We start from the raw sequence: 17,884 nt of genomic DNA, 5'->3' as shown, positions 1-17,884 counted from the left end.
ACGCTATGTAAAGCGTTTTAGTAACACTTTTCCTGCATTGTAAAGTGATTCAGTAAAGGAATAAAATGAGAGTGAAGTAATTTAGTAAAATAACAAGAAAAGTGTAAAGTAGAATCAGTTAAAGTCAGAATCATATACGCATAAAAGGAAATTCAATGAGTTTGGTCAGCAAATTCATTGAGTTTACTCAGCAAATTCATTGAAATTGCAAAGCAAATTCATTGAATTTACAAACGGGAATGACGTTTCCAGCTGACAAGCAGTCGTTTACACACAGTCCCATAGACCTTCCATACCATTCACAAAGCGGTTGCCTACCCTACCCAACCATAGTTGCCACACTCTGACTTGCTGTTGTCCATGAAGGGTAGAAGCACGTTGCAATCCATTTATCAGACAGCGATAGGATGAAAAAGTGTGCGTTTTCCTTGATGTTTTGATAGGAAAAGTGTAACTTTGCAAAAATAAAGGAATCAATAGATATATATGCAAGAAACAAGACAAAACAAAATTGCACGACTGCTTCAAAAGGAACTTAGCGTGATATTCCAACAACAGACACGCAGCATGCATGGTGTTATGGTCAGTGTCACACAAGTGCGCGTGAGTCCCGACCTCAGCATCTGCACCGCCCATTTGAGCATTTTCCCCAGCGAGCGTGGAGAAGAAATTATGGAGAACATCAACAAGACCAGCGCACAGATACGCTATGAATTGGGTACCCGCGTGCGCCATCAACTGCGCATCATCCCTGAATTAAGATTCTTCATCGACGATTCACTCGATTACATAGACCGCATCGACGAGCTGCTTAAGCAATAAGTGTCACTGTGAATTTCCCATTCTACATTGCACGGAGATACCTTTTCTCCAAGAAATCTACCAATGCCATCAATGTCATCAGCGGCATTTCGGTGGTAGGTGTTGCCGTGGCGTCTATGGCGTTAGTGGTGACGTTGAGCGTGTTCAACGGCTTCCACGACATGGTGGCATCATTTTTCACGCAGCTCGACCCACAGTTGAAAATCACTCCTGCCAAGGGCAAGACTGCCGCCAGCAACGATTCTACGCTGATGCGCATACGCCAGTTGGACGAGGTGGCTGTAGCCACTGATGTGCTTGAAGACCAGGCATTGGCTGTCTATGGCGACCGCCAGCAGATGGTGACGATAAAAGGTGTGGATGACAACTACGACAAGCTGACCCATATCCGCCAGATTTTGGAAGGTGATGGCGACTATGCGCTCCATGCTGCCGATATGAACTATGGCATCTTGGGACTGGGCGTAGCCTATCAGCTCGGCATCGGTTATACCTACCGCGAACCGCTGAAGATCTATGCGCCACGGCGCGAAGGTCAGATCAACATGGCTAATCTGCAAGACGGATTCGTGGAAGACGAGTTGTATTCACCGGGCGTACTCTTCAGCATCAAGCAAGGCAAGTACGACAAGCGGTATATTATCACCGCTATACAATTCACCCGCAACCTCTTTGACCGCGACGGAGAACTCACATCGTTGGAACTCCGACTGAAACCCGGTAGCAATTTCGAGCGTGTGAAAGCCAAGGTACAAGAGATGGCAGGCACCCGTTTTGTGGTGCGCGACCGCTATGAGCAGCAGGAAGACACCTTCCGCATCATGAAAGTAGAGAAGCTCATGGCATATATCTTCCTCACCTTTATCCTCGTCATAGCCTGTTTCAACATCATCGGCAGCCTCTCTATGCTGATGATCGACAAGCGCAACGACGTGGTGACCCTACGCAATCTGGGTGCCAGCGACCGCCAAATCATCCGTATCTTCCTCTTCGAAGGTCGCATGATTTCCGCCATTGGTGCCGTGATAGGCATTGCTATCGGCTTGTTGCTATGCCTTTTGCAGCAGCAGTTCGGCTTGATAGGCTTAGGATCTACCGAAGGTTCGTTTGTGGTCGATGCCTATCCTGTCAGCGTCCACCCGTGGGATATCGTCGTAGTGTTCTTCACTGTCCTCGCTGTAGGCTTTATCAGCGTGTGGTATCCCGTACATTATTTTGCCAAACGGCTACTCAATTGATATGTTCCGATAAACGATAAGGATGCCACAAAGGGGCGGTCAGGACACTAAAAGACAAGGGAGAACCGTCGGAAGAAACATTTAGGGGCGTTTCCGCAACAGTTCTTGATAGAGGTCATAAACCTGACTCGCCACCGTATTACCCTCGAAACGACGTATATACTGTTGACTGCCTATGATCCGCGCATCGCGTTCTGCATCGCCCACAAGCGACTTTCGGAGTGCATCTGCCATGCCCTGCACATCGCCGGGCGCCACATAACGGCAGTCTGGACCTCCGGCTTCCTCCAAACACGAACCGGAACAGGCCACCACAGGCAGTCCCTGACGGATGGCTTCGATGATAGGAATACCGAAACCCTCATATACTGACGGATATACAAAAGCCTCAGCAACAGCATAGAGGGCAGGCAAATCTTCATCGGGAACACCATGCAGGATATGCAGGCGGTGGGTCAGTTGATGCGTTTCAGCATACTTGACGATGGTATCGGTATATGGTGTATGGCGTCCCACCATCACAAGTCCCACGTCTTCGGGCAGGTAAGGCAGCGCCTTGACCGCCAACAACATGTTTTTTCGTGCTTCTATCGATCCTACATTCAGTATGATGCGCTTCGGCAGGCCGTACTTCTGACACACCCGCTGACGCTCGTCGGCTGTGACTTCGGCTGCAAAACGATGGGCTGCACTCTGATATATGAGTGAGATGCGCCGCTCATCGACGTCTCCAAGCTCCATAATATCGCGCTTTGTACATTCGCTAATGGCAATAATATGGTCGGCTTCACGGATTGTCTGACGGAATTTCCACTTGTAAATCTGCACGTCAGCCCAGTGATAGAACTCTGGATGGCGCATAAAGATCAGGTCGTGGATGGTGACGACAGTAGGAATACCACGGCGACGAATACCGATGGGCAGTTCACCCGACAGACCGTGAAACAGCTGCACTCCGTCACGTTGTAGGTCAGCCACCATGCCACGGCTGCGCCACAATGCCTTTCCCACCAATGGCAACGGTCGTTTGGGCAAGCAGAGTTGCACATTGTCATGGTCCATCACCTGTTGCCGGAGGTCGTCGCGTCCTGCGTCAGGAGCATAAAGGCGCAGTTGCAATGGACGTTCCGCCAGGTCGTTGACGAGCGTCCGCCCATAGCTACCCAGTCCTGTTCCGTTTCTCACGATGCGTTTGGCATCCAATCCTATGATGAGTTTGTCGTTCATGTGCCTGTTTCTGATGTCGAATAGTTTTTATATGACTCTTCCGCCTTCTTTTTGCAAAGGTACGATTAAGTGAGCGGAATGCAAAAGGAAAACTCGTTTTTCTTTTGCATTCCCGAGCGTGAGTACTTTAGAGGCAAAGCCTCAAAGGTACGATTAAGCGAGCGAAAAACCAAAGAAAATGCACAACTTTATTTGGTTTTTCTTTGTATTCCTCTCGGTTTGCACTACCTTTGTACGAAAATAACACGCATGACAGAACTTAATATTCCAAAGGTAAGTATTATCACCGTTACATACAATGCTGGAGCTATGCTGGAAAAAACCCTCGACAGCATACAAAAACAACAATACGGCAACAAAGAAACTATCGTGGTTGACGGTAAATCTACCGACAATAGCTTAGCCATCATACAGCACTATGCTGACCAGGGAACGGTGACACAATGGAGTAGCGAACCCGATAAGGGAATCTACGATGCCATGAACAAAGGCGTGAGCAGGTGTTCGGGACAATGGGTGATATTCATGAATGCTGGCGACACCTTTGCTACAGATGATGTGCTCCATCAAGTTTTCTCCAACAAATGGGATGCAGCGGACATTGTCTATGGTGATGTGGTTAAAGACAACCATGTCAAGGCTGCACCAGCGCACTACCGCCTCTACCACCGCATGCTCTTTTGTCATCAATGTGTGTTTGTCAGACGACAATGTCTTGTCGATATTCCATTCGACATACACCACAGACTGTCAGCAGACTATAAGTTTTTCATCCAACAGTATCAACAGGGGGCACGCTTCCAATATATCAATATACCGATAGCCATCTTCGACACCACCGGTGTGTCTAACAGTAAGCGATCGTCAGGACTGTTCGACAACATCAAAGTGGTATGCGAAACCATTCCTTTCCCACAGCGCATCAAGTTTGTTGCACGCTTGGCAGTGCCCTACATCATGTGTCGCTTGAAAGGAAAATAAAGGCTGTATTCTCTCGCCATCACTCCCCTACGACCACGTCGCTTAGGTAGGCGACACCTCGGAAATAAAAGAAAAACGAGCTTTTTCTTTGTATTTCGCTCGGTTTGCACTACCTTTGGGCTTGACAGCCCCAAGGTAGGCGGCACCTCGGAAATAAAAGAAAAACGAGCTTTTTCTTTGTATTTCGCTCGGTTTGCACTACCTTTGAGCTTGACAGCCCCAAGGTAGGCGGCACCTCGGAAATAAAAGAAAAACGAGGTTTTTCTTTGTATTTCGCTCGGTTTGCACTACCTTTGTACTATGGTAACTATACAATTTTGGACAATAGCCATCGGACTATTGCTGACATTTGCCGCCAGTTGTGCCATCTATTATGGATGTAACAAGGGCATGAGCCATAGCGCACGCGGGCAACAGACCCGCCGCTTTGCTGCTGCCGCCATATTGGTATGGCTTCCCATCGCCATCGTCGGAGCACAACCCAACATGCCTCTTGCACTTGCTGCACTGTCGGGAGCTGTATGGGCAATAACTTATCCGCTGATATTCCACCTCACCAACCGCAAAATATCACCCGACTACGAAAACTATGGTGAGATTTCATGTGGCATATACTTCTTCGGCCTCTTTGCCGCCATCGGTCTTTTAGGGGGCGGAGTGATTGCCGCCATTGCTGAATGGATGCTCCTGTTGATCAGTATATCCTTGTGGGTCTATTATATGCTCTATGGAACATGTATCGATGCCAATGGCATGAAGATCGTACAGGACTCGCATCCCAACGAAATCATTGAGTTTTCACGTTCCTATCCCTTATGGAAAGTGGTGCTGCTACTGATGGCCATCGTGGCACTGCTTGCTGGATTCATCGTCGGAAACCACAACACAACAGTACCAGAAACGCCGTGGAAGATTGCACTGCTTGTTGCCGTTGCCCTCTTTTTCGCTTGGTATATCTTCAAACCCCACCGCGGCATGTTCGTCCGCTCCGGCATTGTTCGCCTCTGGTTAGATATCCGAGAGTATGCAGCCAACGACCATCGGTATGTCAGCGAAATGGAGCGACGGTTGAAGGACCTTCACGTCAAACCCTTAGGAAAGGCTTTCCAACGTCCGTCAACCATCATGATGGTGATTGGAGAGTCTGCATCACGTGACTATATGAGCGCCTTTACACCCATGGAACACGACACGACGCCATGGATGCGCCGCATGGCGGAGGACAACAGGCGTACCATTCTGTTTCCAAATGCCTACAGTTGCGCCATGCACACCGTGCAGTCGCTGGAAAAAGCCCTTACCGAATACAACCAATACAACGGACGCCAATTCTACGACTCCTGTTCTATCATCGATATTGCACACCGGTTAGGATACAGAGTACACTGGTATAGCAACCAAGGACACCTTGGTGCCAACGATACACCTATCACTTTGGTGGCAAACACCGCCGATGTAGCGAAATGGACGAAGCAGGATTTGGGAAAGGTGCAATACGATGAAAGCATGACAGCATTTCTCGAAGAACTCGATCCCAATGTCAACAACCTCCTCGTGCTGCATCTGAAAGGCAGCCATTTCAATTTCCTCAACCGCTATCCGGCAGACCGTACCGTATGGGGCGAACGTGGAGTACAGGACAATATAGCAAACTTTGAAAACTCCATTCGCTATACTGACAGCGTTTTAGAGCAGTTCTATGAGTATGCCAAGACACACCTGAACCTCCAGGCCATGGTCTATTTCAGCGATCACGCCACTGTTCCCGACCGCCATCGATCGCCCAATTTCTCTGGATTCGGCGCCACGCGCATCCCGCTCTTCATTCATCTCTCCGACGAATACCTGTCTTGTCATCCCGAACGCGTAGAGGCACTCAAAGCCAATTGCAACAGATATTTCACCAACGACTTAGTCTATGAACTGATGTGCGGTATCTTTGATGTGGAATCCAACCATTTCGACGAGACGTCATCATTAGCCAGCAAACAATATAAATACACCCGTGACGACCTGCTGACCTATGAGGGGAAGGCAAGAATTGCAGACGACAAATCCTCACAGATATGAAAAAAATCCTCTATTACATCGTCTTTACCCTGTGGTACATCATTTCGCTGTTGCCACTCCGCGTACTTTATGTTCTGTCAGACGTATTGTATCTGGTGCTCTACCGTATCGTGGGCTACCGTCGCCGCACCGTCTGGACCAATATTGTCACTGCTTTTCCTGAGATGACCGCCGAGGAACACCAAGATGTGGAACGCGGCTTTTACCACTTCTTCTGCGATTATATGGTGGAAAGTATCAAACTGTTGACCATGAGCGAGGCAGAAATAAAACGCCGAATGGTGTTCAAAAGCGCTGAACGCATCAACGAGGTGGTGGAAAGCGGACAGTCGTGTGCGATCTATCTGGGTCACTATTGCAACTGGGAGTGGATTACTTCACTGCCTTTGTGGGTTACGCCCAAGGCACATTTTGGACAGATTTACCATCCATTGGAGAATAAAGACTTCGATAAACTGTTTCTTCGCATGCGCCAAAGATTCGGTGCAAAGTGTATTGCCATGAATAATACACTGCGCGAAATGGTGAGATACCGCAAAGAAGGACAACCCGTTGTGATCGGCTACATATCCGATCAGGTGCCGATGTGGCAGAATATCCACCACTGGTGCAATTTCCTTCACCATGACACACCCGTACTTACCGGCACAGAGCGTATTGCCCGCAGCATGAACCATGCGGTGTTTTATATGGAAGTGAGCCGTGTCAAGCGTGGATATTATGAAGTAGAATTCAAACTCGTGACGCGCGAACCGGACAAAATGCCTGAATATGCCATTACCGACCGTTATTTCCAACTGTTGGAAGATACTATTCGTAAGCGCCCTGAATTATGGCTTTGGAGTCACAACCGATGGAAGCGTACACGCGAAAAGTTCAACCGTTTTTATGAAACAGTGGATGGCAAGGTGATTCGACGACGCGAATAGATACCCCATAGGCACTTCTGAATAGTTTTCAATCGCTATTCATCTTCTCCTTCTGCTTAGAGTTTCAGCCTGTTTTGCGTCATTCGTTCCATGTACTGCTGTATGATGGCTTTGAGCTCGCGCACCATTTTTTGCTCCACATCAACACGACCTTTCAGATTTCGCTGCATCAGTCTGTCATCCAACCGATAGATGGCTTTGGTCTTCTGACCGTCAAACTGCAACACATAACCGTATTTGACATACTGATAGATGCCGTTGAGATAGTTCACTGCCCATGTGTCTTTGCCTGCTGTCTGCAACACATCGATGCCAAAGGCACAGTAGGGCTTGGGGTAATTCAACAGTCCCATGACTGTTGGCAGTATATCTATTTGCTGCGCCACCTTGTCTTCTATCGCCGGTGTCAAACTGCCATCGGGTGCATAGATGATGATGGGCGAACAGAAACCACCGAGGTCTGACTGAAATTCGGGATGGTTACTGAGATTGGTATGATCGCTCGTCAACACAAAAATAGTGTTTTTAAACCATGGTTGGCGCGATGCCGTTTGGAAGAATTTGCCTATCGCCATATCCGTATAGCGAATACATTTATGGATGACGAGCTGTTCTTCGGGGAAGCGCTGCTTATATTTTTCGGGAATGACAAAGGGATGATGGCTCGATGCAGTAAACAGTGCTGTCATGAACGGTTGTTTCATTTCTCCCATCTTCGTAGCATAATACTGCATAAAAGGTTCATCCCATATAGCCCATGTACCGTCGAAATCTTCATCACCGCCGAAGCGTTTGTCCTGATTGAAGTCTTCTCTGCCGTAATAGTGTTGGAATCCGGTCTTCGTGGCAAATGCCTGAAAACCCATAGATCCGCGCTGTGCACCATGGAAGAATGCTGTTTGGTAGCCTTCCCCTGCCAACATAGATGCCAAACCGCCCACATCGTTCATGGCTGATGGTGTGAGGAAGAATGGTTCTACAAACATTGGAATACTGGAAAGTACGCTGGGCATGCCATCAATGCTCTTTCTGCCGTTGCAGAAACTGTATTTAAACGTGACGCTCCGACCTATCAATGAATCCACACAGGGCGTATATCCCTTGTATGTTCCCTGTTCCAAATCGCGGTTGAGCGCACCGATATACTCCCTGCCGAAGCTCTCCACGATGAGTACCACCACGTTTTTCTTCTTCATCGGACCTTCTGCAGCAGCATGCACCGGTGTATAGATAGCTGCCATGGTTGCCTCATTATGATAATAGGTGGGCACCACAAAGACCGATTTACCTATCGTGCGATAGAGTGAGAACGGTGTATTGAGCACCAGTGCTGCCTCGCTGGGCCGCTCAGCATATTGATTGGCATTGCTCACCGTTATGGGTCTCACTGCCTTTGTGAATCCTCCACGTATGCCACCGATAGCCAATGGAGCGACTACCGCCAGCGACAACACCATTGCCACAGCGTAGCGCCAGGGCGACAGCCACTTGGCTTCCATTCTTGGCGATCGGTATAAGCGCCACAATCCATAGATGACAACCACTGCCAGCACCACGAAATACCAGTGGTGGAGCAGTTCTTTCATGACGATGCCACCGAGGTTTCCTTCGTTCTGAAACTCGCTAAACACCGTTGTGGTAGTGCGTCGCATGGTAAAGGGGAAGTAGGCAGCATCGCACAAATTGGCCACCAGAGCCAAACCGTTGATGGTTACAAACAAGATGCGACACATGCGGTGATACCAGAAACGTTCCTTCAACCATAGCGGCAATAGCATGAGCACCATCCACAAGCCGTTGGTCACCAAGAGTGCAGCGGTGTCGAACACCAGTCCGCCCCTACACAGACTGAGGAAATGGCTGAATGTCATGTTCTCAGCAAAGTGTGTCCAGTTGTCGAGCAAGTATGCCACACGCGCCAACATATAGACAGCGTATGCCAAAACCATATTGTATGCCACCGCCACCAACGGTGCTATGTATTTCAGTTGTTTCATTTTCAGTCCTTTCGTTTATCGTTTTTTCAGGTCCGCCGATGTTTTTTGCAACAGCGCCTTACCCATCCTGACGAGTCGTTCCTTATCCGTTGAGTTGCCGGCAATCACCTTTTCTGAGTTCAGATCATAGACCACATATCCCGTAGAATCCACCAGTGAGAATCCATTATTATAGGTATGATAGGCAAAGGGATAGCTATAGGAGTTGCTCAGCACATCGCGGCTGAAGCCAAAGTCAGCATGGTCGATGCCCAGCTGTGCCAACAGTGTGGCAGCCAAGTCTGTTTGGTTGCATAGCTTACTGATGCGCTTAGGAGTTTTGACTGCGCCTCCCACCCATAGCATGGGTATGTGGTTTCTCACCTGATGCGTTTCGTCAATGTCTTTATAGTTGATACCATGGTCGGACAACATCACCACCAAGGTGTTCTTCCAGCGTGGCGATTGCTTCAACTGGGCAATGAACTGACCGATACACTGGTCGAGATAATAGAACGCATTGAGCACTTTGTCATCGAAACGATGCACAGGCACATCCCATGGCTCATGACTGCTGAGGGTGCTATACCCGATGAGATAGGGTCTCGCCATGGTATCTGTCAGTTGCCTCAACGTTTCAAACGTGATGTCATCGCGTACGCCCCACTCCGCCGACTGTTGTTCTTCCTGGCTATAGTCAGCTTTCCACGTCAGTTGACTGAATCCTCCGCCCACGAGATAACTTCTCATATTCGTGAAATTGATGTCGCCACCGTATAGATAGTGGGTATTGTAACCCTGTCGGGCAAGCGTTGCTGCCATGTTGGGGAGACTTCTCGACTTAGCCGGCATCTTCATCACAGAGGTGGTAGGAAACGATGGATAGCCGCTCCAAGTGCATAGCGTTCCTCTGTCGGTGCGCCACGAATTGGCGTAACAGTTGTCGAAATAGATGCCTTCGCGCGTCAGTCGGCAGAGATTCGGCATGATGTCGGTACGTCCACCGATATCAGTAAACTCGCCTCCCGCACTTTCCAGCAAGATGACGATGATGTCAGGACGCTGCGTGGTGAGTAGCGAATCAGTGCCTGTACTCGTTGTGGGAAAGAGTTGTGCAGTCAGTTTCTCACATGTTTCATCGTCCATATAGTGGTAGTCTGTCTGGTCGCTGGCAGTTCTTTCCATCGATGCCAGAAAACTAAACACCGGGTTGACCGCTGCGTGATTGAGGAATTGGTTCTGCGAGAAATACACCTGTCCGATATTGGTGGTCGATTCATCCAATCCGCCACGAATACCGATGACCATCAACGGCACCGTTGCCACCATCAGCAGCATGGCTATCCAGCGGCGGCAAGTCACTTTGAAATGCCATCTGCAACGCATCATCAGCACGGCAATCACCGTTGTCACCACTGCTATGATCACCACTCTCCACACGATATAACCTATGCTGACACTGGCAAAAGCGTCACCTGGAGTGGAAAGAAACTGTACACAGGAGGCATCGAGCTTGAATCCCCAGAACGGATAAAGGCTCGTATCAGCCACAAATGCCAAGGCGAGGATGAAAGCCACTACGGCATAATAGCCGTTGAGAACTTTGCGCAACACCTCCGTGCGCTTCCACCACACCGATACCGCCATCACCAAGAAGGGCACAATCGTCAGATAGAGTGCCGTAGAGAGGTCGAGCGACAGTCCGTGCTTCACCACTTGCCAGACGTCAGCCCCTTCAAACGGATGGTTGCTGCGCAGTGCGAGCATGAAACAGAGCTTCGCGGCTATAAAGATGCCTATCATCTTGATATAGTCGCCCAGCATGAGTTGGAATCTTCCTATGATACCTTTCATCGTTGTTACCCTTGTTTGTTGATCGTGTTGAAGTTGTTTTCCTGTCGGATGCCACCACAGTGGCTTATCCTAAGTTCTGCATATCGTTGAGTCGTTTATAGAATCCATCCATCGCCAGGAGTGACTCGTGGGTGCCACGCTCTACGATATGTCCCTCATGGAGCACACATATCTCGTCGGCATTGCGTATGGTGCTGAGTCGGTGGGCAATGGCTATGGTGGTGCGCTGCTTCATCAGTCGCTCCAGTGCATCCTGTACCAAGCGCTCACTCTCAGTATCGAGTGCCGATGTGGCTTCGTCGAGTATGAGTATTGGAGGATTTTTCAATATCGCACGTGCAATGCTGACACGCTGACGCTGACCGCCCGACAGGCGTCCGCCGCGGTCGCCGATATTGGTATCAAACTGTTGTTCGCTCTGCATGATGAAGTCGTAGGCATTGGCTATGCGTGCGGCTTCCGCCACCTGTTCATCGGTGGCAGTCTCCACACCGAAGGCTATATTGTTGCGGAACGAGTCGTTGAAGAGTATCGCCTCTTGGTTTACATTACCGATCAACTGTCGCAAATCCTGTATGCCGAGGTCTTTCACATTGATGCCATCGATAAGCACTTCGCCCTCTTGCACATCGTAATAACGGGGAATGAGATCGACCAGTGTCGATTTACCGCTACCGCTCTGTCCCACCAAGGCAATGGTTTTTCCCTTTGGAATGGTGAGGTTGATATGTCGCAACACCCACTGGTCGCCATAACGGAACGACACATTGCGCAGTTCAATCTGATGTTCAAACTGCTGGATATGCTGCGGATGGTCTGACTCCTTGATGCTGTCGTCTGCCATGAGTATCTTATCCACACGTTCCATCGATGCCAATCCTTTCGGAATGTTATAGCCAGCCTTTGAAAACTCCTTCAGCGGATTGATGATGGAGTAGAGGATGACCATGTAGTAGATGAATGTCGGACCCGACAGGGCGTGGTAGTTGAGCACCAATACACCGCCAAACCACAACACGATGACGATCATCACAGTGCCCAGAAACTCGCTCATGGGGTGTGCCAGCTGTTGGCGAATGTTCACGTGCATGATATCATTGCGGTAGCCTGTATTGATGCGGTCAAACTTCTGTCGCATCTTTTCCTCGGCACAGAATGCTTTGATGATGCGCAGACCGCCGAGGGTTTCCTCTACCACGCTCATCGTGTCGCTCCATAGCGATTGTGCCTTGATCGATTTGGCTTTGAGCTTACGGCCCACAAATCCCATGAACCATCCCATAACGGGCACGATGACGAGGGTAAACACGGTGAGTTGCCATGATATAAAGACGAGTGTGGTGAAGTATGCCACGATGAGTACGGGGTTTTTGAAAAGCATGTCAAGACTCGACATGATGCTCGATTCTATCTCTTGCACGTCGCCACTCATGCGGGCAATGATATCGCCTTTGCGTTCCTCGCTGAAGAATCCGAGGGGCAGCGCTGTGATTTTCCGATAGAGCTGGTTGCGAATATCGCGCACCACCCCCGTGCGGATGGGCACGATGGTAGCCGATGAGAGGAAGTAGGCCCCCGTTTTGAGCATGGTGGTAAAAGCCAGAAACAGTCCGATGAAGAGCAGTGTGGTGGTCTGTCCATGTTCTGCCAACAGGGTGTTGACGTAGTAGTTGAGATTGTTCATCAATACTTCTTGCGCATTGCCCCAGTCCCATGCCATCCAACCGGTAGCAGCCTTACCGTCGCCGGTCTTGAATATGATTTGCAGGATAGGTATGAGTGCGGCAAACGAGAAGATGTTGAGTACTGCCGAGAGGATGTTGAACACCACCGACAACACCAGATACTTCTTATAGGGAGGCACGAAGCGCCTCAACACATTGATAAATTCTCTCATAGTATCTCGCCGAATAATGTTGCACTGGTACTTCCTGTGATGCGCACGCGTACGGTTTCGCCGATGTGATGTCCTTTCTTATCCATCACCACCGCCTTGTTTTGTTCGGTGCGTCCCATGAGTTGTTCGCGCGAACGCTTACTGAACGACTCTATCAACACGTCAAACTCCTTGCCCTCGTCTTTGCGGTTTTGTGCGGCGCTGACCTCTGTTTGCAGGCGAATCAGTTCGTTCAGTCGTTCTATTTTCACCTCTTCCGGCACATTGTCGGGCAGGTGTTTGGCAGCATAGGTGCCTGGGCGTTCACTGTATTTGAACATGAAGGCAGAGTCAAACTGACATTCACGCACGAGCGAGAGCGTTTCCTCATGGTCTTCGGGAGTCTCGTCGTGGTAGCCCACGAAGATGTCTGTGGTCAGTCCGCAACCGGGAATGATGCGGCGTATGGCTTCCACGCGCTCTAAATACTGTTCGCGGGTGTATTTACGGTTCATCAGTTTCAGTATCTTGTTGCTACCGCTTTGTGCCGGGAAGTGGATGTGTTTACAGAGATTGGGCTCTTCGGCTATGGCATGTAGGATATCCTCTGTCATATCTTCCGGATTGGATGTGGTGAAGCGCACGCGCATATCGGGCACCTCCTGCGCTACGAGATGGAGCAACTGTGCGAACGATGTGCTGCCTGGCTCGCGTTTTCCCGATGGCGACAGTCCGTAGCTATTGACGTTTTGTCCCAGCAGAGTCACCTCTTTGAATCCTCTGTCGTGCAGGTCTCTCACTTCGCGGAGTATGCTTTCCACGTCGCGTGACCGTTCGCGTCCGCGTGTATAGGGCACGATGCAATAGTGGCAGAAGTTGTTGCATCCTCTCATGATGCTGACAAATCCTCCGATATGTGCGCCATGCAGTCGTTGTGGCACGATGTCGCGATAGGTCTCTGTGGTAGATAGTTCTATGTTGATGGCTTTATGTCCGTTTTCCGCTTGTGCTATGAGGTCGGGCAGTGTGAGGTAAGCGTCTGGTCCTGCCACGAGATCGCAATGGTGGTTTTCTATCAGATCGTCCTTCACGCGTTCTGCCATACACCCTATCACGCCGATGATCAGTGGTCGTTTGCGCTTGATGGCATCGAGTGCATCGAGTCGGTGATATATTTTCTGTTCGGCGTTATCGCGTATCGAACAGGTGTTCAGAAACACTGCATCAGCCTCATCGAGGTTTTCAGTGTGTTCGTATCCGGCCATTTGCATCACGCTGGCCACTACCTCCGAATCAGCTACATTCATCTGACATCCGTAGGTTTCAATATAAAGTTTCTTCATCTTTTTCGTATTTAGGGTACAAAGTTACGATTAAGTGAGCGAAAAACAAAAGAAAATACCTTTTCTTTTGTTTTTCCGAACGTGAGTAACTTGGAGGCGTCAAGCCTCAAAGGTACGATTAAGTGAGCGGAATGCAAAAGAAAAACTCGGTTTTCTTTTGCATTCCCGAACGTGAGTACCTAAGAGCCATAGGCTCAAAGGTACGATTAAGTGAGCGGAATGCAAAAGGAAATACCTTTTCTTTTGATTTTCCGAACGTAGGCGATCCCCAATAAAATTCTCCCCAAAAGCGAGGTATTCGAGCGCATTTTCAGTTGGGATTTTCGTTGAAGATTATTATTTCTGGCCATAGGCCATATCTTATCAAAGATTTCCTCCAAAGATTTCTAGCCGTAGGCTACCCCCAAAACATCCGTTTAAATTCCGTTTAAATTCCGTCTAAATTCCGATGATTGATTTCCGTGTGACCTTTTATATTCCGATGATCATAAAAACCAATGCAATGCGCATGACATAAGCATTACAAAACCCATCCATACAATACCAAATTCATTGAAATTGCGAACCAAATTCAATGAAATTGCAAACCAATCTCAATGAATTTCCTCAGCCATCTGCCGTTCACACCACCGCTACACGATACAGAAAGGGTGTAAACCCAGCATGCACAACAGCGCTATGCAAGATTTACACCCATGATAGCTGACGCTCCACAGGGGCAACAGCGATGTTACCACACCTGTGCACGCTTCTTCTTAGGAAGGAAGAGGCGATTGCCCTTCTTCACACCGAAAGCCTGATACCAAGCATCGATATGGGGCAGTGCACCGTTCACGCGAGCCATATTGGGCGAGTGAACATCCTGTGTCAGGAGCATATCCATATACTGCTCACGGTTGTTGCTTGCCCAGATGCGAGCATAACCGAGGAAGAAGAGCTGATCGGCAGTGAAGTCTTTCTGGTCTGACGAAATCACATGACCCTCCTTCTGAGCGTTGTGGTAGGCACGCAGCGCGATGTTCAAACCACCGTTGTCGCCGATGTTCTCACCAAGAGTCATCTTGCCGTTCACCTTCTTGCCGTTCACCACCTCGATGGTAGAGAAGTGATCTACGAGCACTGCGGTACGCTTATCGAAGTTAGCCTTATCGGCAGCAGTCCACCAGTTGCGCTGGTTGCCGGTCTTGTCAAACTGGCATCCCTGATCGTCGAAACCGTGACTCATCTCATGACCGATCACCACACCGATGGCACCGTAGTTGATGGCATCGTCGGCTGTAGGATCAAAGAAGGGAGCCTGAAGGATACCGGCAGGGAAACAGATCTCGTTGGTGGTAGGATTGTAGTAGGCATTGATGGTCTGTGGGGTCATCAGCCACTCGGTCTTGTCAACGGGTTTGTTCACTTTACGCTGCAGTTCGTCTATCGTGAAGAACTCAGAGATGTTGGCAAGGTTCTCGCAGAGTGAGAGCGAATCGCTGATGTCCAACTTGCTATAGTCTTTCCATTTGTCGGGATAACCTATCTTCACAATGAAGTTAGACAGCTTGTCCTGAGCCTGGGCCTTGGTCTCAGCACTCATCCATGTGGCTTCGTTGATGCGCTGACCGAGTGCCACTTGCAGATTGCGCACCAGTTCGAGCACGCGCTTCTTGCTGGATTCGGGGAAGTATTTCTCGCAGTACATCTTACCAATGGCGTTGCCCATCACTCCATTCACCAGATTGGTGGCACGCTTCCAAAGGGGATCGTCCTGCTGCTGACCGCTCAACACACTTGAGAATGCAAAGGCAGCCTTTCGGAAGTCATCGCTCATATAAGAGGCTGAACCGCTGATGATGCGCAGTTCGGCATAGCTCTTCAGATCGTCGATCGATGTCTCTGCCAATACTTTCTCCACCTCGTGAAGGGGTTCGGGCTGACCCATATCCACGCTGTCGAAGGCTGGGAATCCTGATACCCAGAATACGGTGGTCCAGTCGATACCGGGGAACTGCTCGCAGAGTTCGTCAAACGACATCTTGTGATAGTTGGCATTGATGTCGCGCAGCTGCACTCTGGAATAGCTCTTCTCGGCAATACGCTTCTCTATGGCATATACCGCATCGGCTTTCTGCTTGGCTGTTGCCTCGTCATAGCCCACGAGTGTGAACAATTTAGTATTATAGTCCATATAGGCTTTGCGCACAGCTTGCGTCTGAGCATCATCGTTCAGATAGTAGTCGCGAGTGCCCAAACCGAGTCCTCCCTGACCTATGCCCACGATATTGCGGTCGGCTTGACGCTGGTCGGCTGACACACCGATGCCATACATCATGGTCGATTCGCCACGACGATCCAGTTCGGCTGTCACGCGCTGATATTCCTTACGGTCCTTGATGGCACGGATTCTCTCCAGGTTTTTCACGATGGGTTGGAAGCCTTCCTTATTGCGGCGCACCGAATCCATCATCTGATTGTAGAGCGTTCCTATCTTCTGACCCAACGAACCTTTCTGCTGTGGTGTGGTAGAAAACTGCAAGATGAGCTCCTGAATCTGCTTCTGGTTCTGCTCGTAGAGGTCCATGAAGGCACCGTTGGTCACTTGGTCGTCGCGCAACGGATGGTTTTTCAGCCAGGCACCAGTGGCATATTCCACAAAGTTGTCACCGGGCTTCACTGCCGTGTTCATGTTCTTTTTGGCATAGCCATGCACCTTGGTTGGCTGTTGAGCAAATGCCTTTTCAGCGCCCATGTTGCCTGCCAGCATCATTACTGTGCAACAGGCACTAAGAATTGTTGTTGACTTCATATACTTTTGTTTTTATGAATTGTTAGCGTCGATATTCCGATTCTATATCGGTTGGTGGTGCAAAGGTAGTGCAAACCGAGAGAAAAACAAAAGAAAACACCTTTTCTTTTGATTTTCCGAGGTGCAGCCTACCTTAGACAGCGCAGCTGCAAAGGTACAATTAAGTTATCGAATTACCAAACCATTTGACGTGACAAATGCGTGACCACCACATTCGGTGGTCGGTCGGTGGTCGATGGGTGGTCGATAGATATACCTATCAAGCACCAGCAAACCGTTATCGCACAACATGTTACAAAGAATGGTGGTCGAGTGGTCGAAAAATACGCAACTTGCGCATGTGCGCATATACACATGTGCGTACGCGAGAAGCATACACACCCCACCTGCCATACTTAGCATGCCACCCCGATGTCTCATTGCCCAACACTACACCATCCTTGAATGCTTTTTGGAATTTCAAATTACTCTAAACCTGAATTCGGGATAAGATTATGTCATAAAGTCAATTATGCGACAAGACATGATTCATCATCCCTCCACATGGGTGAATGGCTATTTATGTTTTACCCCAGTTCGGGATAAGAAATAGTTTATAAAAAAGCTGGTAGTCTCATAAATATTTTGTACCTTTATAGGTGAAAATCAAATAGTTACAAAAATATTTAATATGACTACCGATTGCAAAGTTACAGAATTATTTTGTATTATAGACGAGTTTTGCAAACATTTTGATGCAGAAAATGCAGGAAATTTGCTGGAAGACAATAGCGGAGT

Annotated in this window: 11 protein-coding genes and 1 pseudogene; 6 read left to right on the top strand and 6 right to left on the bottom strand. The window is 49.0% G+C overall.

Annotated elements, in window-relative coordinates:
• The first annotated feature begins 486 nt into the window (after nucleotides 1-486).
• Nucleotides 487-822, top strand: coding sequence for a 30S ribosome-binding factor RbfA (gene rbfA, locus CIK93_RS00835; protein WP_094389873.1), 336 nt, complete (start codon nucleotides 487-489; stop codon nucleotides 820-822).
• Nucleotides 823-830: 8 nt separating this feature from the next.
• Nucleotides 831-2,060 (top strand): FtsX-like permease family protein, encoded by a 1,230-nt coding sequence (locus CIK93_RS00830; protein WP_094446301.1) that lies wholly within the window; start codon nucleotides 831-833, stop codon nucleotides 2,058-2,060.
• Nucleotides 2,061-2,141: 81 nt separating this feature from the next.
• Here CIK93_RS00830 and CIK93_RS00825 read toward each other — a convergent pair whose 3' ends face one another.
• Nucleotides 2,142-3,287: a glycosyltransferase family 1 protein gene (locus CIK93_RS00825; protein WP_094446300.1), complete on the bottom strand. Its 1,146-nt coding sequence runs from the start codon at nucleotides 3,285-3,287 to the stop codon at nucleotides 2,142-2,144.
• 249 nt (nucleotides 3,288-3,536) lie between these two features.
• Between CIK93_RS00825 and CIK93_RS00820 the strand changes: the two genes are divergently transcribed.
• The 3 genes from CIK93_RS00820 to CIK93_RS00810 all read left to right on the top strand — a co-directional run bounded on the left by CIK93_RS00820 (nucleotide 3,537) and on the right by CIK93_RS00810 (nucleotide 7,267).
• On the top strand, nucleotides 3,537-4,268 hold the full coding sequence (locus tag CIK93_RS00820; RefSeq protein WP_094391576.1) for a glycosyltransferase family 2 protein: 732 nt from the start codon (nucleotides 3,537-3,539) through the stop codon (nucleotides 4,266-4,268).
• 300 nt (nucleotides 4,269-4,568) lie between these two features.
• Entirely contained in the window at nucleotides 4,569-6,338 is a 1,770-nt protein-coding gene (locus tag CIK93_RS00815; protein ID WP_094446299.1) for a phosphoethanolamine transferase, read from the top strand.
• Nucleotides 6,335-7,267, top strand: a complete 933-nt coding sequence (locus CIK93_RS00810; RefSeq protein WP_094446298.1) for a lysophospholipid acyltransferase family protein — start codon at nucleotides 6,335-6,337, stop codon at nucleotides 7,265-7,267. The genes CIK93_RS00815 and CIK93_RS00810 overlap by 4 nt, the downstream gene beginning before the upstream one ends.
• A gap of 56 nt (nucleotides 7,268-7,323) precedes the next feature.
• Here the strand turns inward: CIK93_RS00810 and CIK93_RS00805 are convergent, their stop codons facing one another.
• From CIK93_RS00805 to CIK93_RS00785, 5 genes are all read right to left on the bottom strand, one after another.
• Complete coding sequence (locus CIK93_RS00805) at nucleotides 7,324-9,264, bottom strand: LTA synthase family protein (protein WP_094446297.1); 1,941 nt, start codon at nucleotides 9,262-9,264, stop codon at nucleotides 7,324-7,326.
• Between the two features lie 15 nt (nucleotides 9,265-9,279).
• Nucleotides 9,280-11,097, bottom strand: a complete 1,818-nt coding sequence (locus tag CIK93_RS00800) for an LTA synthase family protein (RefSeq protein ID WP_094446296.1) — start codon at nucleotides 11,095-11,097, stop codon at nucleotides 9,280-9,282.
• A 64-nt stretch (nucleotides 11,098-11,161) separates the two neighbouring features.
• Complete coding sequence (locus CIK93_RS00795; RefSeq protein ID WP_094391571.1) at nucleotides 11,162-12,994, bottom strand: ABC transporter ATP-binding protein; 1,833 nt, start codon at nucleotides 12,992-12,994, stop codon at nucleotides 11,162-11,164.
• Nucleotides 12,991-14,316, bottom strand: a complete 1,326-nt coding sequence (miaB, locus tag CIK93_RS00790; protein WP_094391570.1) for a tRNA (N6-isopentenyl adenosine(37)-C2)-methylthiotransferase MiaB — start codon at nucleotides 14,314-14,316, stop codon at nucleotides 12,991-12,993. Before miaB ends, CIK93_RS00795 begins: the two co-directional genes overlap by 4 nt.
• A 730-nt stretch (nucleotides 14,317-15,046) precedes the next feature.
• The gene (locus CIK93_RS00785; RefSeq protein ID WP_094446295.1) at nucleotides 15,047-17,107 is read right to left on the bottom strand and encodes a M13 family metallopeptidase; all 2,061 of its coding nucleotides are present in this window, start codon (nucleotides 17,105-17,107) and stop codon (nucleotides 15,047-15,049) included.
• 670 nt (nucleotides 17,108-17,777) lie between these two features.
• Between CIK93_RS00785 and CIK93_RS14065 the strand changes: the two are divergent.
• A pseudogene (locus CIK93_RS14065) lies at nucleotides 17,778-17,884 on the top strand (IS982 family transposase); the annotation flags it as partial.

Source organism: Prevotella sp. P3-92, from assembly GCF_002251205.1.
Classification (GTDB): domain Bacteria; phylum Bacteroidota; class Bacteroidia; order Bacteroidales; family Bacteroidaceae; genus Prevotella.
Note: the sequence above shows the minus strand (reverse complement) of the source record. Positions and strands in the feature narration are given on the sequence as shown.